At 69.6% G+C, this 20337-nt stretch carries 17 protein-coding genes; 8 read left to right on the top strand and 9 right to left on the bottom strand.

Annotated elements, in window-relative coordinates; all coding sequences use genetic code 11:
• Positions 1 to 840, bottom strand: a complete 840-nt coding sequence (locus QHF89_RS09600) for a 3'(2'),5'-bisphosphate nucleotidase CysQ family protein (RefSeq protein WP_136965701.1) — start codon at positions 838 to 840, stop codon at positions 1 to 3.
• A 21-nt stretch (positions 841 to 861) separates the two neighbouring features.
• Entirely contained in the window at positions 862 to 1803 is a 942-nt protein-coding gene (locus QHF89_RS09605; protein WP_136936054.1) for an aldo/keto reductase, read from the bottom strand.
• Between the two features lie 115 nt (positions 1804 to 1918).
• On the opposite strand from QHF89_RS09605, the gene QHF89_RS09610 reads away from it, so the two are divergent.
• On the top strand, positions 1919 to 2548 hold the full coding sequence (locus QHF89_RS09610; protein ID WP_284720296.1) for a hypothetical protein: 630 nt from the start codon (positions 1919 to 1921) through the stop codon (positions 2546 to 2548).
• Between the two features lie 18 nt (positions 2549 to 2566).
• Here the strand turns inward: QHF89_RS09610 and QHF89_RS09615 are convergent, their stop codons facing one another.
• Positions 2567 to 4630 (bottom strand): hypothetical protein, encoded by a 2064-nt coding sequence (locus QHF89_RS09615; protein WP_284720297.1) that lies wholly within the window; start codon positions 4628 to 4630, stop codon positions 2567 to 2569.
• A 72-nt stretch (positions 4631 to 4702) separates the two neighbouring features.
• Between QHF89_RS09615 and trmB the strand changes: the two genes are divergently transcribed.
• The gene (gene trmB, locus QHF89_RS09620) at positions 4703 to 5350 is read left to right on the top strand and encodes a tRNA (guanine(46)-N(7))-methyltransferase TrmB (RefSeq protein WP_136965699.1); all 648 of its coding nucleotides are present in this window, start codon (positions 4703 to 4705) and stop codon (positions 5348 to 5350) included.
• Here the strand turns inward: trmB and QHF89_RS09625 are convergent, their stop codons facing one another.
• A complete protein-coding gene (locus QHF89_RS09625) occupies positions 5351 to 7339 on the bottom strand; it encodes a serine/threonine protein kinase (protein WP_136965698.1) in 1989 nt (662 codons plus the stop codon).
• A 160-nt stretch (positions 7340 to 7499) separates the two neighbouring features.
• Between QHF89_RS09625 and QHF89_RS09630 the strand changes: the two genes are divergently transcribed.
• Together QHF89_RS09630 and QHF89_RS09635 are read left to right on the top strand one after the other, a co-directional pair.
• A complete protein-coding gene (locus QHF89_RS09630; RefSeq protein WP_284720298.1) occupies positions 7500 to 8843 on the top strand; it encodes a metallophosphoesterase in 1344 nt (447 codons plus the stop codon).
• 32 nt (positions 8844 to 8875) lie between these two features.
• A complete protein-coding gene (locus QHF89_RS09635) occupies positions 8876 to 9412 on the top strand; it encodes an outer membrane protein assembly factor BamD (protein WP_136965696.1) in 537 nt (178 codons plus the stop codon).
• Positions 9413 to 9511: 99 nt separating this feature from the next.
• Here the strand turns inward: QHF89_RS09635 and QHF89_RS09640 are convergent, their stop codons facing one another.
• Complete coding sequence (locus QHF89_RS09640) at positions 9512 to 9781, bottom strand: HP1242/YdcH family protein (RefSeq protein ID WP_136965695.1); 270 nt, start codon at positions 9779 to 9781, stop codon at positions 9512 to 9514.
• A gap of 228 nt (positions 9782 to 10009) precedes the next feature.
• Here QHF89_RS09640 and QHF89_RS09645 point away from each other — a divergent pair, with 228 nt between their 5' ends.
• Positions 10010 to 11173 carry a tetratricopeptide repeat protein gene (locus QHF89_RS09645; RefSeq protein ID WP_136965694.1) on the top strand — a complete coding sequence of 388 codons (1164 nt, stop codon included), beginning with the start codon at positions 10010 to 10012 and terminating at the stop codon, positions 11171 to 11173.
• A 24-nt stretch (positions 11174 to 11197) separates the two neighbouring features.
• Here QHF89_RS09645 and QHF89_RS09650 read toward each other — a convergent pair whose 3' ends face one another.
• Entirely contained in the window at positions 11198 to 12388 is a 1191-nt protein-coding gene (locus QHF89_RS09650) for a vWA domain-containing protein (RefSeq protein ID WP_136965693.1), read from the bottom strand.
• A gap of 425 nt (positions 12389 to 12813) precedes the next feature.
• On the opposite strand from QHF89_RS09650, the gene QHF89_RS09655 reads away from it, so the two are divergent.
• Positions 12814 to 14415 carry a choice-of-anchor J domain-containing protein gene (locus QHF89_RS09655; RefSeq protein ID WP_136965692.1) on the top strand — a complete coding sequence of 534 codons (1602 nt, stop codon included), beginning with the start codon at positions 12814 to 12816 and terminating at the stop codon, positions 14413 to 14415.
• 78 nt (positions 14416 to 14493) lie between these two features.
• On the top strand, positions 14494 to 14853 hold the full coding sequence (locus tag QHF89_RS09660) for a VOC family protein (RefSeq protein ID WP_136965691.1): 360 nt from the start codon (positions 14494 to 14496) through the stop codon (positions 14851 to 14853).
• 99 nt (positions 14854 to 14952) lie between these two features.
• Here QHF89_RS09660 and QHF89_RS09665 read toward each other — a convergent pair whose 3' ends face one another.
• Genes QHF89_RS09665 through panC form a run of 3 tightly spaced genes read right to left on the bottom strand, consistent with a single transcriptional unit; the run spans position 14953 to position 17971 of the window.
• On the bottom strand, positions 14953 to 16374 hold the full coding sequence (locus QHF89_RS09665; RefSeq protein WP_284720299.1) for a YecA family protein: 1422 nt from the start codon (positions 16372 to 16374) through the stop codon (positions 14953 to 14955).
• Between the two features lie 30 nt (positions 16375 to 16404).
• Positions 16405 to 17070 carry a dTMP kinase gene (tmk, locus tag QHF89_RS09670; protein WP_136965690.1) on the bottom strand — a complete coding sequence of 222 codons (666 nt, stop codon included), beginning with the start codon at positions 17068 to 17070 and terminating at the stop codon, positions 16405 to 16407.
• Positions 17063 to 17971: a pantoate--beta-alanine ligase gene (panC, locus tag QHF89_RS09675; protein WP_284720300.1), complete on the bottom strand. Its 909-nt coding sequence runs from the start codon at positions 17969 to 17971 to the stop codon at positions 17063 to 17065. The genes tmk and panC overlap by 8 nt, the downstream gene beginning before the upstream one ends.
• A gap of 120 nt (positions 17972 to 18091) precedes the next feature.
• Between panC and ppk1 the strand changes: the two genes are divergently transcribed.
• Positions 18092 to 20335 carry a polyphosphate kinase 1 gene (ppk1, locus tag QHF89_RS09680; RefSeq protein WP_284720301.1) on the top strand — a complete coding sequence of 748 codons (2244 nt, stop codon included), beginning with the start codon at positions 18092 to 18094 and terminating at the stop codon, positions 20333 to 20335.
• The last annotated feature ends 2 nt before the right edge of the window (positions 20336 to 20337 follow it).

Raw genomic sequence — 20337 nt, forward strand, 5'->3', positions numbered from 1 at the left:
TTAGCGCAAAGAGGAGATGGCTTCGATCACGGTGTCGTAGAGCGCGGCGTTCGTCGCGACGAGGCCGTTTTCGAGCTTCAGCCCGCCGTACGCGTAGTCGATCGGCGCGCCGTCGAGGTCCGAGAAGCGGCCGCCCGCAGCGACGAGGATCGCCTCGGGGCCACACGTGTCCCAGAGCTTCGCGCCCGTGCCGCCGTGCACGTAAATCTCGGCTTCTCCGGTGCAGACGCGCGCGACCTTCACCCCGACGGATCCACACGGGACGATACGGCGGACGCCGATCCGCTGGGCGAAGGGCTCGGTGAGGTGCGGGCGGTGCGAGCGCGAGACCATCAACGTCGCCTTCGAGGGATCTCGCTGATCGGTGACGCGAAGCGGGCGACGCGTGCCGTCCGAGGCTTCGAGGAAGGCGACGGGGGACGCGCCGACGCGGCCGCAGAGCGCCTCGCCCGACTCGGGCATCACGACCACGCCGAGCGTCGCGCGGCCGTCCACGGCGAGGCCGATCATCACGGCGAACTCGGGGTTCCGGTCGGCGAACTCGCGCGTGCCGTCGAGGGGATCGACGAAGAAGACGCGGCTCTTCTGGACCATCTGTCGTGCTTCGGCCGCGGTCTCGGGCGGGGTCTCCTCGGCGATGATCGGGTCGCCGGGGAACCGTTCGGCGAGGCGCGCGCAGATGAGCGTGTTCGCCTCGCGATCGGCGCGCGTGACCGGATCGTTCGGGCCCTTCATCTCGACGGCGAAGGCCGTCCGGTAGACCGCGCGGACGATCTCCGCCGCCTCGCGGGCGATGGCCAGGACGGTCTCCAGCTCGGTGTCCATGCTTGCGCTCTCCATGGTGTTCCTGCGCAGGCTCCGTCAGACCTCGACGCCCACGGCCTTCAGCCGCGCCGCGAGCTCGACCATCACGGTGTCCTTGAGGTACGGCGGTTCGCCCGCCTCGCGTTCGAGCTGGTCGAACTGGGCGACCGAGCGGGGGCCGAGGATCGCCGAGGAGACGAGCTGGTTCGCGAGGACGAACCGGAGGGCCACGGAGCGGAGCGTCCCCACGTCCTCGGCCTTGGTGAAGGGGCGGAGCGCGTCGAGTTGCTGGATGCGCTTCGCGAGTTCTTTTTGGCTCCAACGATCGACGCGGTGGTCGCCCGCGTAAAACTCGCGCTCGGGGCTCCAGTGGCCCGTGAGCAAGCCGTGGGCGAGGACGCTCCGCGCGAGGACGCCGACGCCGTGCTCCTTCACGTCCGCGGAGAGCGCGTGGAGATCCTTGGCGACGAAGACGTTGTACGCGAGCTCGAGGACCTTGGCCCCGGCGCGGATCGCGGCGCGCCCGACCTCGACCGATCCGGCGCTCACGCCCCAGGCGCGCACGAGGCCGCGCTCTTCGAGTTCCTTCATGAACGCGACGGTCTCGGTCCGCGTGAGCGTGTGCTCGGTGGGGTTGTGGAGGAGCACGACGTCGAGGGGGCTGCGATCGAGGCGCTCGCGTGAGCGCTCGAAGGCGACGCGCAGGTAGCTCGGATCGAAGCGCTTCTGCGCGGGTGAGGCGTCGAGGTCGGTGCCGATCTTCGTGACGACGTAGGTCGTGTCCTTCGGCAGGCGCGCGCCGAGCTTCTTCTCCATCGCGCCGCGGCCGTAGACGTCGGCGGTGTCGAAGAGGTTCACGCCGGAGGAGACGGCACGATCGAGGACACGATCGACCTCGGGCAAGACGACGGGCCCGTACCCGTCACCCGAGAGCCCCCACGTGCCGAGGCCGAGCTCGGAGACTTCGAGGGAGGTTTTGCCGAGAGGCCGCTTTCGCACGGGCCTGCATTTACAACGTACGGCGGTGTCCGTCCATCGTGCATGGCGCGGGCCCTCGCTCGCACCGGGCTCCCGATCGAGCCGCCCCGGAACCAGGGAGGTTTACGAGGGAACCATGGCGAAGGAGCCGTTTTTCGCGTCGAGGACGGAGGGCGAGAAGACCTCCGAAGGTCGGGATGTGGAGGCGGCAGACGGCGCACACAAAGCGCTCGAGCTCGTCGCGCTGCGTGGCACCGAGGTGCTCGGCGTGCGCCACGTGCTCGATGGCGGCGTGTGCTGGATCGGGCAGGCCCCGGAGTCGATCGCGCGGATCCCGATGACCGAGTACGGAGGCCACCCCGTGGTCGTGGCCGAGGTCAAGGAAGGGCAGTTCGTGCTCCACGTGCCTCCGCACGCGAGAGGACGAACACACGGAAAAGATGGGCTCGGCCGGCTCGTGACGGGGCCCGTGTCGTTCGAGGTGGACGAGGGGGATCGGGCGGTGATCGTGCTCGGGCCGGTGCAGATCCGCGCGCGGCTCGTGGCCATCGAGGCGTCGGGCAAGGAGCGCGTGCGGATCCCGAACGAGACACGTCGGCTGCTCACCGTGATGGGCGCGCTCTACGTCACGGCGCTGGCGCTCTGCGCGGCGATCGCGCCCGCGCGGCCTGAGCGGCTCGCGAACGGCGCGGTCCGGCGGGCGATCGCGACGGTGGCAGAGAGCGTGGTGAGCGTGAACGCCGCGCGCGAGCTGGACCGGCCGTGATCCGCGGAGGCTCTGGCGTCACTGGTAAAGCCAGTAGTGAAACGCATGGAACACGCCCGCTTCGCGCGGCGTGACCTCGATCTCGGTCCGAGCCCAGACGCGATCCGGCGGGATCTCCACGACACGCTCGACCCACGCGCCGGCAGGGAGCCGCGCCGAGCCGATCTCGATGCCCCCCGCGCGCACGACGAGCTCGACATCGGTGTCGGCTGAGGCGCGCAGGACGAGTGACGCCGGGCGGCCTTGCGCGAGCGTCGCGGTGAAGCGGTCGAGGGAGCGGCGCATGCGGCCCGCGTCGGCGATCTCGGCGGTGGGTGTTTCTTCGCCGGATCCCGCGTCGTCCCGCCGTGGTGGTTCGGCCATCACCACCACGTTGTCCTGGTCCGACGCGCCGAGGCGCGCGTAGCCGTGTGTGTCCTCGGACTCGAGGTCGGAGACGTCGATCTCGTCGGCGAGCGTGCCCTTCGGCGCCGCCGCGCGCGGCAGCGCCCCCGAGCCGAGCAGATCCCAGCGCGCCTCGTGGGCGATCATCGTTTGCCCTCCAAGGATGGACTGATCGACCACGGTCTCGCGGTGCAGCTCCTCGCCGAGCACGGGCGGGCAGGCCATCCACTGCGGATACACGATGAAGTGCGAGGGGCGGCGCTCGGCGGGCAATTTTTCGTAGTGCTCGAAGCGCGAGCCGGCGCCGAACGTCCAGTAGCGCGACTCGCCCTCGGTCGTCAGGCCGACGACGTCGAAGGTGCGCCGATCGGAGACGTAGGCGATCGCGCCCGTGTCGTTCACGCCGATGCGCGCGTCCGCCGGGAGATGTTCGCGCGCCCAGTCGCCGAGCGTGACCTGCTGGTGATCGATCGCGCGCGCGCTCGTCGCGAGGTCGGAGAGCGTCCACGGGAGCTTGGTGACGAGGGCGCCGGTGAACAGGCCGAGGACGAGCGGCGTGACGGGCGCGCGCGCGCGGAAGAAGCGCCGCGCGAGGTCACCGATCTCGCGGGCGAGGCAGGCGAGGAGGACGAAGTGCGCGGCGTAGAAGGGCCAGACGTAACGGACGCGGTTCCAGAGGAAGCTCAGGTACGTGCACGGCAACGCCGTCGCGAGGACGATCGCGAGGACGAACGAGCCGTGGATCGGGAGCGCGCCGCGGTGCGCGCGATGGACGAGCGCGAGGGCGCCGAGGAGCGTGGGGACGAGGAGGTTCTCGGGGACGAAGATCGCGGACCACTCGCCGCCGTCGAGCACGCTCTGCCAGAGGGTGCGCAGGTTCGACTGGAGGAACGCGATCATGCCGGCGCGGTCGTACGCCGGGTTCGCCGGGAGCCACTTGACCATCGTGGTCGAAGAAGCCGCGTGGCCCGCGATCACGAGGTGGAGCAGCGGCACGAGGAGCGGGCCGAGCGCGGGGACGAGCGCGACGAGGCGCCGCGGTTTGCCCTCGCCGTTCGGGCGTGACGCGAGCGCGAGGACGGCGAGCGCCGAGGCGACGGCGCCTTCGGGGCGCACGAGGGGCGTGAGCAAGCCGAGCGCGGCGACCTCGATCGCCTGGCGACGGCCCGGCGCCGGGGACGCAGGATCCGGCTCGCAGTACGCGGCCGCGACGCGCGCCGTGCGCATGAGCATCCACGCGAAGGGGATGGTCTCCATGCCGCTCCAGGCGAACCAGGTGAACGCGCCGAAGCCGAGGCACATGAGCATGGCGCCGGCGCCGGCAGCGCGGCCGGCGAGGCGAAACGCGAGGCGCCCGGTCTCGACGGCGAGCGCAGCGTGCGCGAGCGTGCCGAGCAGCCACGCAGCCCAGATGAACGAGAGCCCGCGCAGGCCGAGGAGATGAAACGGCGCGAGGAAGATCGGCCAGAGCAGGCTCGTCGCGCCGGTCGTGTAGCCCTCGCCGGGCACGTACGAGAAGAAGTGGCCCTCGGCGAGGCGACGCGCGTACTGCAGGTGGATGAAGGCGTCGTCGAGCGGGAGCGCGGGGCGACCGGCGCGGGTCAGGATCCCGCGGATGGCGAGGGCGCCGAGGGCGAAGCTCACCGCGAGGGGAAAGGCGTAAGGGGCCAGGCGTTTGCCCACGTCCCGAGGCGTCACGGGCGCGACCATACCCACCCCGTCAAAGGCCCGCTACCCATCCGGCCGACGTTGTGCTTGTTTGCGCCCGCCATGGTGTTCCGGCCGCGCCCCAACCATCCGTATGCTCACGCCGCTCGCTTCCCGGACGAGGGGCCGGTCGACATCGGCTCGATCCTGCCCGGCGAGGGGCCCATCGAGATCGAGATCGGCCCCGGCCGCGGCGGCTTCCTCTTCGAGCGCGCGGCGGCCGCGCCCGAAAGCCGGCTGCTCGGGCTGGAGATCCGGCTGAAATGGTCGTCGATCGTGGACGATCGGCTCAAGAAACAAGGGCTCGGCGCGCGGGCGCGCGTGCTCAACGCGGACGCGCGCGAGGCGCTCTCCCGGCTCGGGCCGGATGCCTCGATCGACACGTTTTTCATGCATTTCCCCGACCCCTGGTGGAAGAAGAAGCACGCGAAGCGCCTCGTCATGGGGCCGGGCCTGCTCGACTCGATCGCGCGGCTCTTGCGGGACGGCGGCGCGTTTTACGTGCAGACCGACGTCGCGGAGCGGGCGGAGATGTACGAAGCGCAGGTCGGCGCGCACGAGGCGTTCGAGCCGAGCGGCGACGAACCGGGTTCGGCGCGGATGGTCGAGAACCCGTACAACGCGCGGAGCCCGCGCGAGCACCACGCCATCGCGGACGGGCTGCCCGTGACGCGCTTGCGGTATCGCCGCCGGCCGCGCGTCTCGGCGTGACTAGTTCAGCTTGAAGGCCGCGCGCGCGACCTCGCCGGCCTTCACCGGCACGGCCTGCGACTGCGACGCGCCGCCGCTGTCGGGCTTGCACGTGACGCGCGCCGTGCCCGCGTTGACCACGGCCTCGACGGGCGTGGACCCGTAGCCGACGCCGTTGATCGTCACGTTGCAGAAGCCGCCCTTCGACGTGACGCGCACCTTGCCGCTGCCGCCGCCTCCACCACCCGCGGCGCTTGGGCTGCCCGTGCCCGCGGCCGCGGCGGCGCTGTTCGGATCGGCCTTCACGAGCCGCTCCTGGATGACCTTGGTCTCGCCCTGCTCGGCGGTGAACGTGATCGTCTTCGGCTGGTAGCCCGAGAGCTGGAGGACGAGCTTGTGCTCCTCGCCCGCGGACAGGCCTTCGAGCTTCTCGACCACGCCCTTCAGTTGCTTGTTGTCGAGCCACACCGTCGCGGGGGGATCGATCTTCAGCACCACCGTGACCGATCCGGTCTTCATCACGGCCTGGATGGCGCGCGTCGGCGCCTGCTCGCTCAGCGTGATCGACTCGCGGTGCGCCTCGAAGCCTTCCTTCGTCAGCTTGACCTTGATCTCGCTGTCGAGCGGTAGGCCCTCGACCTTCGCCGGCGTGACCTGCTTCTGCAGCTCGCCGTTGATCCAGATCGAGCAGCCCTCGTCCGCGCCGCACTTGATGTCGAGCGCGCCCTTCGTCTCCTTCGCGCGCACCGCCTGCGCCTTCTCGGCGTCGGCGCGCATCTGCGCCTCACGCTCGGCGGCCTGCTTGCGCATGTAGAAGAAGCCGCCCACGCCGACGAGGACCACGGCGGCGAGCGCGATCCAGAGACCCACGCTCGAACGCTTCGGCTGCGGCGAAGCGCCCGTCGCCGACATGCCCCCGCCGCCCGTCACCGTGCCCTCGTACATCGAGGGGCTGTGCTGCATGGCGATGATGTCGGCGAGCTGCTTGACGTCCTGCAGCGCCTCCTTCTGCTGCTCCAGTTTGTCCTGGAACAGGGACTGCATCCACTGCGTCAGGCTGATCTGCGAGACCGGGATGCGCTCCTCGCGGACGAAGGATTCGAGGTCGCTCTGCATCTCGCGCGCGCTCTGGTAGCGATCCTCGCGCTTCTTCTCGAGCGACTTCATCACGATGCGCTCGAGCGCGGGCGGGTAGCCGGGTTTGACCTGGCTCGGGCGCGGATAGTCCTTCTCGCAGATGAGCTTCAGCGTCTCGAACTCGCTCGATCCCTTGAAGAGACGTTTGCCCGTGGTGAGCTCGAAGATCAGCACGCCGACGGCGAAGATGTCGCTGCGCCAATCGACGTCGCTGCCCGACGCCTGCTCGGGCGACATGTACGGGACTTTGCCCTTGAGCTGGCCGTCCTTCGTGTCCTCGCCGACCTGCGAGCTCGACTTGGCCACGCCGAAGTCGACGATCTTCACGTCGCCCGAGAACGTGCAGACGATGTTCTGCGGCGAGATGTCGCGGTGCACGATGTGCAGGAGGTTGCCTTCGAGATCGCGCTTCTCGTGCGCGTAGGCGAGGCCCGCGCAGGTGCCGAGGCCGATCGAGACGGCGTGCTCCAGCGGGAACTCCGTGAGGCCTTTCTTGCGCATCGCGCGGACGATGGAGCGGATGTCCTCGCCGTGGATGTGCTCCATGGCGATGAAGTACGTCCCGTCGACCTGCCCGACGTCGAACGTCTGCACGATGTTCGGGTGCGACATCGTCGCGGCGACACGCGCCTCGTGCAGCAGCATCTCGATGAACGCCTGGTCGTTGTTCATCGAGGGCAAGATCCGCTTGATGACGATGAGCTTCTCGAAGCCCGCCACCGAGCGGTGCAAGGCGAGGAAGATCTCCGCCATCCCGCCGGCGGCCAGCCGACGCAGAAGCGTGTACTTGCCGAACTGGCGCGGCAGGTTCTCTTCAGGGAGCGAGGCCAGGTTGAACCCCGCGTCGTCCTCTCCACCCGCGCGCTGCACCATTCCGTAATCCCGTCTGTCCGTTAAGGCTACGGCGCAGCATCATGACATGGTCACTCCCGGTGTCGACGGATTCTTCCAGCCGCGCGCCCTCGCGACCCTCTGTCGTGGTCGAGGGGGCCTCCGGCTGGAAATGAGCGCAAGATCCATGCTAGGCAGCGTCGTGTCCCCGTCGCCTTCGCGTCCGCGCGCCCTCCCTCGCATCACCCTCGCGCTTTCCATCACGGCGGCGCTGCTCGGGGCCTCGGTCGCAGCCGAAGCCGCTTCGATCCGCAAGGGACCGTACCTGCAAGCGCTCGGCCAGACGGCCGTCACGATCAAGCTGGAACTCTCGACGCCGGAGCCGGCGACGGTCCTCGTGACAGGGCCCGCGGGGTTCACGTCGTCGAAGGTTTCGGAATCGGAGAAGCGCTTCCACGCGATCCGCGTCGAGGGCCTCGCGCCCGCGACGACGTACGCCTACCGCGTGAAGGTCGGCGACGTGGAGAGCAAGCCCGTGGATTTCACCACGGCGCCGGCCGATGCCCGCCCCTTCAAGTTCGTCGCCTATGGTGACAGCCGCTCGGACGCCGCGGCGCACGCGGCCGTGGCGCGGGCCATCGACGCCGCGCCCGCCGATTTTTTCGTGCACACGGGCGACATGGTCCAGGACGGGGACAACGAGGCGCAGTGGCAGGAGTTCTTCGGCATCGAAGGCAAGCTGCTCGCGAACCGCTGCATCTTCGTCGCCGTCGGCAACCACGAGCTCACCGCGCCCGATCCCACGGGGCAGGTGAATTTCCTCCGCTACTTCGCGGCGACCGAGACCGACGGGCGGGAGCGCCCGCACCTCTACGGCTCGTTCCGCTGGTCGAACACGCGGTTTTTCCTGCTGAATGCGATGGATACGTGGACCGGCGACGAAAAGGAGTGGCTGCGCGCAGAGCTCGCGCGCGCGCTCGACGAGCCGGGCCTCGTGCATCGGATCGCGGTGATGCACCACGGGCCGTTCTCGAGCGGCCACCACGGCGGCAACAGGCGCCTCGCGTCACAAGGGATCCTCCCGATGCTCCGCGACAACAAGGTGGAGCTCGTGATCGCGGGGCACGATCACATCTACGAGCGCGGCGAGGGGCAGGGGCTCAAGTACATCGTGTCGGGAGGCGCGGGCGCGCCGCTCTACCAGCAACGCAGCCGCGCCCCGGAGCAGCAGCACTTCGAGTCGGTGCATCACTTCCTCGAATTCTCCGTGGACGGCCCCGAGGTGAACGTCCTCGCCCGCCGCGCGAGCGGGAGCGTCATCGAGCAGTGCAGCTACCGGGGCACCGAGAGCTGGTCCTGCAAAACTGACGAGAAGAAGCCCGGATCCGCCGCCACGCCCGCGACGACCCAGGCGAGCACCGCCTGCGCCTGCGCCGTCCCGGGGAGCACGTCCGGGGACGCGGGCGGGGCCCGAGCGCTCCTCGCCCTCGCCGCGCTCGGGGCCCTCGGGGCGCGACGCCGCGTTTCGTCCGCGGGAGATACTTGATCCCCGGCCGAGCCCGGGGATACCCTCCGCGCATGCCTCGTTTGGCCTCGCTCGTCTCGACCCTGTCCGCGTTGGCACTGCTCGGCAGCGTGCTGCTCGGCTGCGCCACGTACCGTCAAGATCTGGAGCGGGCGCAGAAGCACTACGAGGAGAACCAGTACGAGAAGGCGCTCGCGCTCTTCCGCGTGCTCGAGCCCGACATCGACTCGCTCTCCGACGCCGAGCAGGCGAAGTACGCCTACCTCCGCGGCATGACGGACTACCGGCTCGCGGGCCTCCAGCTCGCCGCGAACGTGCCGGGCGGCGTGGCCGATCCGAAGCGTGGCTACCGCGACAACGCGCGCCACTGGCTCGCCGTCGCCGCCGCCACCGAGAAGAACACGCCGGGCGGTCTCTCGGGCGACGAGAAGAAGCGGCTCGAAGACGCGCTGACGGATCTCAACAAGGACGTGTACGGCGGCATCGAGAGCGTCGAAGACAAGGTCGACGACACGAAGAAGGGCGAAGACGCCGCCGAGAAGAAGGCCGATCCCGGCGCGGCCCCGCCCGCGGCCCCGGCGCCGAAGTAGAGCTCGCCGAGGCCCGAAACGCCGAGAGCGCCGCATCGGTCTTGCCGATCGGCGCTCTCGTTCGTTCGAAGGGGTTCTCTCGCGCCCGGTCGCCCCGCGTCAGGATGTTCCCCGGCGGAGGGCGTGGATCTCGTCCTTCGCCTTGAGCTTTTGCTTCTTCAGCTCGGCCATCTCGAGCTGCTCGTCGGGCGTCAGGTATGCGTGCCGCCCGAGCTCGGCGAGGCGCGCATCGAGCTCCCGATGGCGCATCTCTGCATGGTTCAGCCGCTCGGCATCGGAATCGGTCTCGATCTCCCGCTTCATCATGCCCACCTCCAGGTGAGGGCTCCCGTTCTTTGCTGCGATGAGCCCCGCTTGCTGGTCCATCATCGAGCCGGCCCCCGAGGACGGGGAGCCGCGCTCGATGTTTTCAAGGTACCCTAGGACGCGCGGCCTCGGATCCCCTTTCCGCGTGGCTCATGTGCTTCCTCGGTCGACATTTCCACTCCGGTCGGGTTCGTCCGCGTCGCCTCCGGCCGACCTCACGCAGGCGCGCGGAAGACGTGGTCTCGGGGGATGGAGACACGTGAAACCAGGGGCCGCTCGGTGGGGGTAGGGATGTTTTTTTTCACGAACACGCGCCTCGCAGTCACTCTCGTCCTCGCCGGCTTGCTCGTGGGGTGTGGTTCGTCCGGACCTCGCCCGGAGGTTCGTCGGCCTGCGCCGAAGGCCGACGGCGGACCCGTGATCGAGGTCTCGCCCGTCGTGGTCTCGTCGTACACCGAGGCCGGCCTCGTGCAGGAGTTCGAGCGCGCGAAGGCGCTCTTGCTCGGCGGAAAGCACCGGGAGGCGGCCGAGGTCTTCGACAAACTGGAGCGTCACGCGCCCGACGGCGAGATCGGAGCGGCGAGCCTCTACAACGCGGCCGTGGGGTACGAGGCGCTCGGGGAGCGGGAGGCTTCGGCGACGCGGCTCCGCGAGCTCGTCCGGCGCTTCCCGGGCCACGCGCTCGAGCGCAGCGCGCTCTTTCGTCTCGGTCGGGCGCTCGCGTACCTGGAGCGCTGGAGCGAGCTCGTCGCCGTGGCGGAGAAGCTCATCGCGCGGCAGGACCTCGCGGTGCTGGAGGTCATCGAGGCGCGCGGGGCGCGGGCGCTGGGGCTCGTGGAGCAGGACCTCGTGGAGGAGGCGGCGCGCGAGATCTCCGTGGCGCGGGACCTCGTGGAGCGCGAGCGGCTGGGCGAGGCGGGCAAGCCGCCGATCGAGCTCGCGCAGCTCTGGTTCGCGCTCGGCGAGGTGCGGCGGAAGCGGAGCGAGGCGATCAAGTTCGAGCCCATGCCGCCGAACTTCGCCGAGACGCTCGAAAAGCGCTGCCAGGGGCTCCTCGACGCGCAGGGGGCGTACACCGAGGCGATGCGCAGCCTGGACGCGCACCGGTCGGCGATGGCGGGCTACCGCGTGGGGCAGCTCTACCAGGAGCTGCACCGCGACGTGATGCGGGTGCCTCCGCCCGCGGCGGCCGACACGCTTCGCAAGAAGCAGCTCTTCGAAGGGGCGATGCGGCTGCGTTACCGCGTGCTCCTGGAGAAGGGGCTCAAGATGATGGAGGGGACGGTGCGGCTCGGCGATCGGACGGGCGAGGCGTCGGCGTGGATCGGGCGGGCGCGCGAGGCCCAGCGGGCGCTCGAGCTCGCGCTCGCCGACGAGAAGGCGGCGCTCGCGCGGCTCCCGTTCACCGAGGACGAGCTGCGCGAGGCCTTGGAGGCGTTGAAGAAGAAGCCGTAGAGCGCCGAACCGCTCGGCGGCGCTTCAATGGATGTCGGGCTTGCAGCCGAAGAGGATGTCGAGCTTGCCGTCCGGATCTGCCTGGACGACCTGGCAGGAGGCGGGGCAGAGCAGGATCTTTTGCGCCTTTTTCGGGTCGTCGTAATACCAGCCGGGGCCCACGCCGCAGTCGGCGGCGCTCTTGGCGTGGGGGATCTCCGTTTCGATGCCCGCGCCGTTCGTGTGCTTGACCGTGGCCTTGTCGAGCTCGAGCGGGTCGTCGCCGGAGGGCTCGGGGACCAGGAATTCGCAAGCGAGGGCCTTCGTGCGGATCTCGGTCATCTTTTGCGCGAACTGGGAGACGTTCGCGGTGATGTCGTAGGACTTCGTGGTCCCGCCGGCGGCGGCGATCTGGTCGAGGTTCAAGACGCTCGCGCCGTTGATGGCGACGACGTACGTCTCGACGCCGTTGTAATCGAGCGCGGCCTTCGCCAGGCCCGCGATGCTCGGGATGTCGTTCTGGTTGCCGGGACAGCTATTGGGATCGCCGTCGCTCGCGAAGACCAGGATGACCTTGTGGCTCGGGTGCGCGTCCTTGTAGGCGGTCGCATTGAAGAGCGCGCCTTCGAGCGCGCCGTACATCGGCGTCGAGCCGCCGTTCGGGCTCTCGCCGTTGATCGACTGGACGAGGGCCGGCGCGTTCCCGGGCAAGGTCCCGACCGCGACGGAAAGGTCGTCGTAATGGTTGTGGTTGCAAACGAGCCCGTCCGGCGGGGCATCCACGGGGAAATACAGGATACCAACGTTCATCCCTGCCGAGGCCGGATCCTCCACGAATTGCTTGAGCGCGGCCGTCGCGCCGTTCCAGTTCTGGCCGTACATGCTGCCGGAGCGGTCGAGCAGGATGACGAGATCGAGCTCGACGGGCTCGGCCTTTCCGCCGGTCTGCGCGCAGGTCTCGTCCCCGCCTGCGCCGCTGCTCATCATGCCGCCGTCGAAATCGAACATGTCGCCGCCCGTGCCGGTGGCGCTGCCCGGATTCGCGCCGCCGCCACCCCCCGTGCCGCTCGTCTCCTCCACGCCGTTCGAGGCTTGCCCGTTACGGTCCCCGGACGCGCTGCACGCGAGTCCGAGCGAAGAGACGCAGAGCGCCGCGAAGGCGCAGAGGGTCTTCGGGTGTGCGCCGCCGAAGGCGAGGGAGCGCCCCAAATGTCCGACCTGCGTTGTGCTCGTCATGCGGGATGCGCGGAAAAACATGTTTACTCCTGGGAAACTGGAGAAAGACGACCATCCGCTCGGTGCCTCGTCATCCATCACCGATCGGGGAGCTTTGCGCCGCCGGGAGGCCGTGCACTCGATGGATTCGAGGCGCTCGGGGGGCGACGACGGAGCAAGATCGATGTATACGGCGCGGACGTGCGCGGCAAGCACCCGCGAATGGAGGATGGGGTTCGACGAGGGCATCGAAGGATCGGCATTCGTCGAAAGGATGGCCTTGCGAAGTCTGGATCGCAATCGGGGGACGTCTGATTGCGATCTCGGACGTTCAATTTGGAAAAACTGGTGCGTCGCGGCTACGCGCGACGTTCCGGACAAGGGTGCGTCGCCGCGCCGTATGGGCGAGGATTCGGGCCTCGCCGCGGCAGAGAGGTGGGTCGACGATGAAGGAATGGATGAATTGGGGGCGCATTCTCGCCGTGTCCGTGAGCTTCGTCGCTGCGGGGTGCGCGCGGCAGGTCTCCGATGCCGAACGTGGGCAGGGCGGCGGCAGCGAAAGCGACGCGCAGGGCAGCGGCGGAGAAGGCGGGGCCACCCTCGGGGCGATGGACTGCCCCGTGGATTGCTCGCTCATCGACACGCCGCCTTGCCTCGTGTCCGTCTGCGACGCGGAGACGAAGCGTTGCGCCGTCATCCCTCGCGCCGCGGGGACCTCCTGCGAGGATGGCCTCTTCTGCACCGTGGGCGATAGCTGCCAGGGCGGCGTTTGCGTCGGGGGCGGGCCGAACCCGTGCGGCATCGAGGCTGCGCCCTGCTCGGTCGTGACCTGCCACGAGGCCACGGCTTCCTGCGACGAAGGACCTGCGCTCGATGGCGCGCCATGCGTGTCGAGCGACCCGTGCATGGTCTCCGCGACCTGCAAGGGCGGCGCCTGCGCCGGGGTCCCGAAGAGCTGCCACTTCGCGCCCGTGCCCGACGATTGTCACGTCGCGGTCTGCAACCCCGCGACGGGCGGCTGCGAGCCCGTCCCCGGCAACGAGGGCGTCGCGTGCGAGAACGGCGGCGACCCGTGCCTGACGGGCAAGACCTGCGCCGCAGGGATTTGCCAGGGGGGAGGCCCGAAGGACTGCACGGGCGCCGCCGACGACTGCAACGAGGGCGTTTGCGACGCCGCCACGGGGGCGTGCGTGGGGACGCCGCGCGGCGCGGGCCTCTCGTGCACCGAGGTCGCCGACGAGTGCAACACGGGGATGTGCGACGTGTCGGGCGTTTGTCAGCGGGTGCCGACGCCGGGCGTGGCTTGCGCGTCCGCCAAGAACGACTGCAACGAGGGCGTCTGCGACGCGGCGGGCGCTTGCGTGGGCGCGCCGGTCAACGAGGGCGGAGCTTGCGAGGATGGCAACGCGTGCACGGTGGGCGAGACGTGCTCGGCGGGGTCCTGCACGGGCGGCAAGGCCGAGGGGTACGTCGTGTACCTGCACGAGACGTTCGCGGACAACACGGCTGGCTGGACGCTCGAAGGCGAGTGGCAGATCGGCCCCGCGAAGGCCTCCCCGGGCAACGCGTCCCATGGCTCCGAGGATCCGGACACGGACCGCACGTCGACGGCCGACAACGGCATCGCGGGCGTGAACATCGGGGGGTATGCGGCCGAGTCCGTTCACCCGCCCGCGTACCTCGTGAGCCCCGCGATCGACACGAGCGGCACGGGCTCGTTGTGGCTCTCCTTCTACCGGTGGCTCAACAGCGATTACGCGCCGTACATGACGAACACCATCGACGTCTTCGACGGCAGCACGTGGGTCTCTGTGTGGAACTCGGGGGGCCCGCCCGCGCTCAAGGACGCGGCGTGGACGCTCGTGACGTACGACCTCACGGCGTACCGCAATCCGGCCCTACGCGTGCGGTTCGGCTTCGAGGTGGGCAATGGCGGCGTGTTCACGGTCTCGGGGTGGAACCTCGACGACGTGACGATCGCGAACGCCGTCTGCGAGGTGGCGGACCCGCCCGCGCCGGAGCCTGCGCCCACCTCCGCCATGGATTGACGGAGCGTTTGTCGGGGGGGCACCTGGGCGAAGGAATTCGTGGCGACACGGTTCCTTCGCTCGGGTAGGATGCCGCGCATGATTGACCATATCTCTGTCGGCGTTCGTGAACTGGAGAAGAGCAAGGCGTTTTACGCGGCCGCTCTCGCGCCCCTCGGTTATGCGGTGATGATGGAGTTCCCCGGCGTGGTCGGGCTCGGAGAGAAGGGCAAACCCGATTTCTGGCTCGGCGCGGGCGAGGTGGGCTACCGCCAGCACGTCGCGTTCCTCGCCGCGGATCGCAAGACGGTCGACGCGTTTTACGAGGCCGCGATCCGCGCCGGAGGCAAGGACAACGGCCCGCCCGGGCTCCGCCCCATGTACCACCCGAATTATTACGGGGCCTTCGTGCTGGATCCGGACGGGAACAACATCGAGGCCGTCTGTCACACGCCGTGAAAGGCGTCGGACGGCGCTGAGGTGCTCGACGCGTCGCCGTCCTCGTGGAGGGGGGCGCGCGTGGAGCCGCGCTCGGGCGCGCCGCTTCAGGACACGAGGTTAGCGCTCGCGTTCGCTGCAGCAGCGCTTGTACTTCTTCCCGCTCCCGCAAGGGCACGGCGCGCTGCGGGTGGGGCCGGCCTGCCTGGTCTTGGCCGCCTCCGTGAGGATGGCCTTCTGGGTGCTGCGGTCGTCGCGGAGGAGAGCGAGCACCTGGCGCGGGTCGTAGGGGGTGCGGATGGCGGCGATGTAATCGGCGGGCAGGTAGAGATCGTCGGGCGTCGCGTGCGAGAGCCACTGGAGCGCAAGGGTCATCGTCGGGAACACCTCGCGATGGTTCACGAAGTCCGTCGCGTCGAGCAGCAGGGTGCGATACGCGATCTCCGGCGGCACCTCCTCGATTTCCTTGAAATGGTAGGCCGACGTCGGGGGGAGGCGCTTCGAGAAGGCGACCGCGAGCTCCGCGCCGGCCCTGCCGTGCTGATGGAGGGCGCCCGTCGGGCCGTGGGTGTCCTCGGTGTCGAGGACTTGCAGCATGAGCTCGCGGACGGCCACGACGAAGTCCGGTGTCGTCGGCGAGAGGCCGTTCGGCGAGAGCGCCTTCTTGATCTCCGCCCGCAAGCGCGCGTGACGGCAACCCATCACGGTGAGCGTGAACGCGGCGTCGATGAGCTCGTGGAGGGTCACGGCCGCTTCGCATTCCCTCTTGTAGACCGAGAGCAGATCCTTGCCGATGCGCGCCGCGCCCCAGATGCCGCGGAGCGCGTTGCCGACGAGCATCTGCGAGACGCTGAACCACGAGTAGTTGATCGTCGCGACGGGGGCCCGCGCGACCTCCGGCAGGTGCTCAAAGGGCGTCTTGCCGTCCATCGCGGCGAGCACCGACAGGTGCCCGATCGTCCAGGACCGACACCAGAACAGGTGCAAGAGCTCGTCGAACCTCCGATGCAACTTCCCGCTCTTCGGCATCTCGCGGAGGAGGCGCTGGCGCATGTTCTGGACCTCCTGGAACTCCTCGATGAGCCAGCGCAAGAGGTGGATCGCCAGGAACGGTTGCAGCGCGGCGATGGCCTGGAACTGCTCGCGGGGGAGCCAAGGTCCTCGCTCGTAGAGGGCGCGCATGAACTCGCCCGCGTTGCCCTGCACGGAGAGGGCTCGCTCGCTGCGCTCGCGCCACATCGCGACCCGGCTCGTGATCGCGTCGAGCCGCTCGCGGGTGACGACGTGGAGGTTCTTGGCGCTCATCCCCTCGCCGAGGCACGTGACGAACTTGCCGTCGCGCGTGACGACGAGGAAGGGCCCGTTCTCGGGATCCGCGAGCGACACGGCCACACGTTCCATGCCCTCCGGGACACGCGCGGTGTCCAGGATGTGCCGGAGGAGACCATCGTCGCGATACAGCGAGAGGGCGATATCGAGGTGCGGCACCGAGAGCCGGTCGAGCCGGGAGAGGAAGTGATGCGCGTGTCCGGTGAGCGTCATGCGCAGCTCGCGGTCAACCTCGTGACGTGATCAGGGCCCCTCGCGCACGTAGGGCTCGAGGGCGCGGATGATCGCGGCGGTGACGGTGTCGACGTCGCCGTTGCCATCCACGTGCACGAGCCGATCGCCGCCGATGATCTTGTCGGCCTCGAAGTAGGCGCGGGCGAGGCGGGCCTGCAGCTCCGGCTCCTCGAAGAGCTCGCTCGCGCCGCCGCGGGCGCGCCTGCGTTGCGCGGCGACCTCCGGATCGACGTCCACGACGACCGTGATGTCCGGCTTGAGGGCGTGGCGGTTGCAGTGGCGGATCCAGGCGATCATGTCGGCGCGCGCGCCCTCGTCCTCGATCCCGATCGACTGGTAGATGATGCTCGAAAGCTCGTAACGATCCGAGATGACCACGTACCCGTCGCGCAGGTGCGGCGCGACCTCGGTCTCGATGTGATCGAGCCGGTCGGCCGCGAAGAGCAGCGCCATCGTGGAGTCGCGGTGCCTCGACGGCAGGTTCACGCGCTGGGTGAGCACGAGCCGGAGGAGCGAGCCCATCGGCCCGCCGCTCGGCTCGCGCGTCACGTGCGCGAGCCTTCGCCGGCCGCGCAAAAACGAGCCGTAGCGCGCGGCTTGGGTCGTCGTCCCCGCGCCGTCGATGCCCTCGAAGACGACGAACAGGCCGTCGTTTCCGTCCTCGCCTTCACGCATGGCGTTCCTCGTCTCCTTCCTTCGATCCGTCGGGCCTGAGTGGGCTCGGATCCTCGCCGAGCACCAGGTTGTCGATGAGCCGCGCGCCGCCGATGCGGGCCGCGACTGCGAGCAGCACGCGATCCGGCGTGTGCTCCTCGGGGCCGAGCACGGCGAGCGTCTCCGCGTCGGCCACGTCCACGTAGTCGATCGCGCTCGCGACGGGCGTGATGTGCCCGCGCGCGAGCGCGGTGAGCATGCCGGCGCGACGCTCCCCCGCGGCGAACGCGCGCGCCGCGGCCGACAATCCCCGCGGGATGGCGAGCGCCTGCGCGCGGGCCTCGGCCGACAGGTACGCGTTGCGCGACGACATCGCGAGCCCGTCCGGCTCGCGCACGGTCCGCACGCCGAGGACCTCGACGGGCAGGAAGAGGTCGCGCGCAAAACGCTCGATCACTTTGAGCTGCTGGTAGTCCTTGCGGCCGAAGAGCGCGATCGAAGGTCCTACGAGCGCAAACAATTTCGTGACGACCGTGGCCACGCCTTCGAAGTGTCCGGGCCGGTGCACGCCGCAGAGGCCCGCGGCCGTGGCGCCGACGTGCACGCGTGTCTCGTCGCCGGGCGGGTACATGTCGGCGGGCGCGGGCGCGAAGATGCCGTGCGCCCCGGCCTCCGCGCACTTCTTCGCGTCGCCTTCGAGGTCCCGCGGGTAGCGGGAGAAGTCCTCGTTCGGGCCGAACTGCGTGGGGTTCACGAAGATCGAGACGACGACGAAATCGGCGCGCTTGCGGGCCTCTTCGATGAGCGTCTGGTGGCCGCGGTGCAGGGCGCCCATCGTGGGGACGAGGCCGACGCGCGCGCCGCGCTGCCGCGCCTCGTCACACGCACGCCGGAACTCCAGAGGAGCGCGCCAGATCTCCATGGCGCGCCACGCTAGCAGAAAGCGCTGGCCACAAGGAGGCAGGCGACCTCCACGGCCCTCGCTTCTCATCGGCTCGATCAACTGACCCCCAGCGATCGGGTAGGCTAGACTGAGATCATCGTGACGTTCGAGACACCTTCCACGCCCGATGCCGCTGCTCGCCATTCGTCCCTGCTCCCGGCCGCGGGCGACTCGGATCCGACGCAGTATTTGAACCGCGAGCTCTCGTGGCTCGAGTTCAACGCCCGTGTCCTCTCCGAGGCTGCCTCGATGGAGGTGCCGCTCTTCGAACGGCTGAAGTTCCTCGGCATCTTCTTCTCGAACCTCGACGAGTTCTTCATGGTGCGCGTCGCGGGCCTGCAGGCCCAGACGCACCGCACGATCACCGAGGTCCCGCCCGACGGCATGAAGCCGCAGGAGCAACTCCTCGCGATCAGCGCGCGGGCGCACGCGCTCTTCGACAGCGCCTACCGCCTCTGGAACACGGAGATGCTGCCGGCGCTGCACCGGGTCGGCGTGCGGATCGTGCGGCCCGAGGAGCTCGACGCGGCCGAGCTCGCGGTGCTCGACGAGCGCTTCCGCACGGACATCTTCCCGATCCTCACGCCGCTCGCGATCGATCCCGGCCACCCGTTCCCGCACCTGCGCAACAAGAGCATCAACCTCGGCATCATGTTCAGCCGCGAGCACGAGGGCGAGGAGCCCGGCTTCGGCGTGATCCAGGTGCCGCCGATGTTGAGCCGCCTCATGCGCGTGCGCGTCGACGGCTGCGGCCGCGCGTTCGTCCTCCTGGAGGACGTGATCGCGCGCCACGTGAAGGAGTTCTTCCCGGTCTCGCGCCTCCGCGGCACGTACCCGTTCCGCGTCACGCGCAACTGGGATCTCGAGATCGACGAGGAGGAGGGCGAGGATCTCCTGGAGACGATCCAGGCCGAGCTGCGGCGCCGTGATCGTGGCAACGCGGTGCGCGTGGAGATCGGCGTCGGGGGCGGCGTGGGCGCGAGCGTGCAGCGCCTCTGCCGCGCGCTCGGCATCGATCCGAACCTCGACGTCTACCGCGTCTCGGGCCCGCTCAGCATCGTCGATCTCGTCTCCGTGGTGGGCGAGGACGATCGGCGGGATCTGCGCGACGAGAGCTTCACGCCGCAGGTGCCGGTCGCGCTGCGCGACGTGGAGGATCCCTTCGCGGTGATCCGCGAGCGGGACGTCCCGCTCCACCACCCGTACGACTCGTTTGATCCGGTGGTCGAGTTCGTCTCGCGCGCGGCCGACGATCCGAACGTGCTCGCGATCAAGCAGACGCTCTACCGCACCGGCGGCGACTCGCCGATCGTGAAGGCGCTCGCGCGGGCCGCGGAGAACGGCAAGCAGGTGACGGCGATCGTCGAGCTCAAGGCGCGCTTCGACGAGGCCTCGAACATCCAGTGGGCGCGGACCTTGGAGCAGAGCGGCGCGCAGGTGATCTACGGCCTGCTCGGGCTGAAGACGCACGTGAAGGCGCTGCTCGTGGTGCGTCGGGAGAAGGACAAACTCCGGCGGTACGTGCACCTCTCGACGGGCAACTACAACCCGCACACGGCGCGCCTCTACACCGACTTCGGCTTCTTCACGGCGAACCGCGAGATCGGCGAGGACGTCACCTCGCTCTTCAACCTGCTCACGGGCTACAGCGCGCCGCCGAAGTGGAACCGGCTCGTGGTGGCGCCGCTCGGGCTGCACGAGGCGATCCTCGGGCTCATCGCGCGCGAGACGGAGCACGCGCGCGCGGGCCGGAAGGCCGAGATCGTGGCGCAGATGAACGCGCTCGTGGACGTCGACGTGATCGACGCCCTCTACACGGCGAGCCAGCACGGCGTCGACATCCGGCTCTTCGTCCGCGGCATCTGTTGCCTCCGGCCCGGGATCCCGGGGCTCTCGGAGCGGATCCAGGTGCGCGCGCTCATCGACCGGTTCCTCGAGCACAAGCGCGTCTTCCGTTTCGCGAACGGCGGCGCCGAGGAGTTTTACTTCTCCAGCGCGGACTGGATGCCGCGGAACTTTCACCGCCGCGTCGAGCTGCTCGTGCCGCTGCTCGATCCGGCCGCGCGCACCCGCGCCGAGGACATGCTCGCGACGCTCGCGGCCGACACGGCGAAGACGTGGGCCCTCAACGCCGACGGCAGTTACACGCGCGTCGCGACGCCCACGGGCGCGGCCACGGTGCGCTCGCAGCAGCGGTTCATGGAGCTTGCGCGCGAGCGGCCGAAGCCGGCCGACGTGCTCGCGCGGGGCGGCCGGTTCCACATCTTCCAGGTGGGCCACGGCGAAGGCGGCGACGAGCTACGCCGCAAGAACGGCAAGAAGAAGAAGCACCACCCGCAGTAGCG

The sequence above is a fragment of the Polyangium sorediatum genome (genome assembly GCF_029946465.1).
Taxonomy (GTDB): domain Bacteria; phylum Myxococcota_A; class Polyangia; order Polyangiales; family Polyangiaceae; genus Polyangium; species Polyangium fumosum.

What these genes read in the sequence shown, in the direction of transcription:
- QHF89_RS09665 (WP_284720299.1), bottom strand. Translation starts at nt 16,374, where the DNA reads ATGACGCTCACCGGACACGCGCATCACTTCCTCTCCCGGCTCGACCGG.
- QHF89_RS09610 (WP_284720296.1), top strand. Translation starts at nt 1,919, where the DNA reads ATGGCGAAGGAGCCGTTTTTCGCGTCGAGGACGGAGGGCGAGAAGACC.
- QHF89_RS09650 (WP_136965693.1), bottom strand. Translation starts at nt 12,388, where the DNA reads ATGACGAGCACAACGCAGGTCGGACATTTGGGGCGCTCCCTCGCCTTC.
- QHF89_RS09640 (WP_136965695.1), bottom strand. Translation starts at nt 9,781, where the DNA reads ATGATGGACCAGCAAGCGGGGCTCATCGCAGCAAAGAACGGGAGCCCT.
- QHF89_RS09600 (WP_136965701.1), bottom strand. Translation starts at nt 840, where the DNA reads ATGGAGAGCGCAAGCATGGACACCGAGCTGGAGACCGTCCTGGCCATC.
- panC (WP_284720300.1), bottom strand. Translation starts at nt 17,971, where the DNA reads ATGGAGATCTGGCGCGCTCCTCTGGAGTTCCGGCGTGCGTGTGACGAG.
- QHF89_RS09625 (WP_136965698.1), bottom strand. Translation starts at nt 7,339, where the DNA reads ATGGTGCAGCGCGCGGGTGGAGAGGACGACGCGGGGTTCAACCTGGCC.
- QHF89_RS09655 (WP_136965692.1), top strand. Translation starts at nt 12,814, where the DNA reads ATGAAGGAATGGATGAATTGGGGGCGCATTCTCGCCGTGTCCGTGAGC.
- QHF89_RS09645 (WP_136965694.1), top strand. Translation starts at nt 10,010, where the DNA reads ATGTTTTTTTTCACGAACACGCGCCTCGCAGTCACTCTCGTCCTCGCC.
- tmk (WP_136965690.1), bottom strand. Translation starts at nt 17,070, where the DNA reads ATGCGTGAAGGCGAGGACGGAAACGACGGCCTGTTCGTCGTCTTCGAG.
- trmB (WP_136965699.1), top strand. Translation starts at nt 4,703, where the DNA reads ATGGTGTTCCGGCCGCGCCCCAACCATCCGTATGCTCACGCCGCTCGC.
- QHF89_RS09660 (WP_136965691.1), top strand. Translation starts at nt 14,494, where the DNA reads ATGATTGACCATATCTCTGTCGGCGTTCGTGAACTGGAGAAGAGCAAG.
- QHF89_RS09635 (WP_136965696.1), top strand. Translation starts at nt 8,876, where the DNA reads ATGCCTCGTTTGGCCTCGCTCGTCTCGACCCTGTCCGCGTTGGCACTG.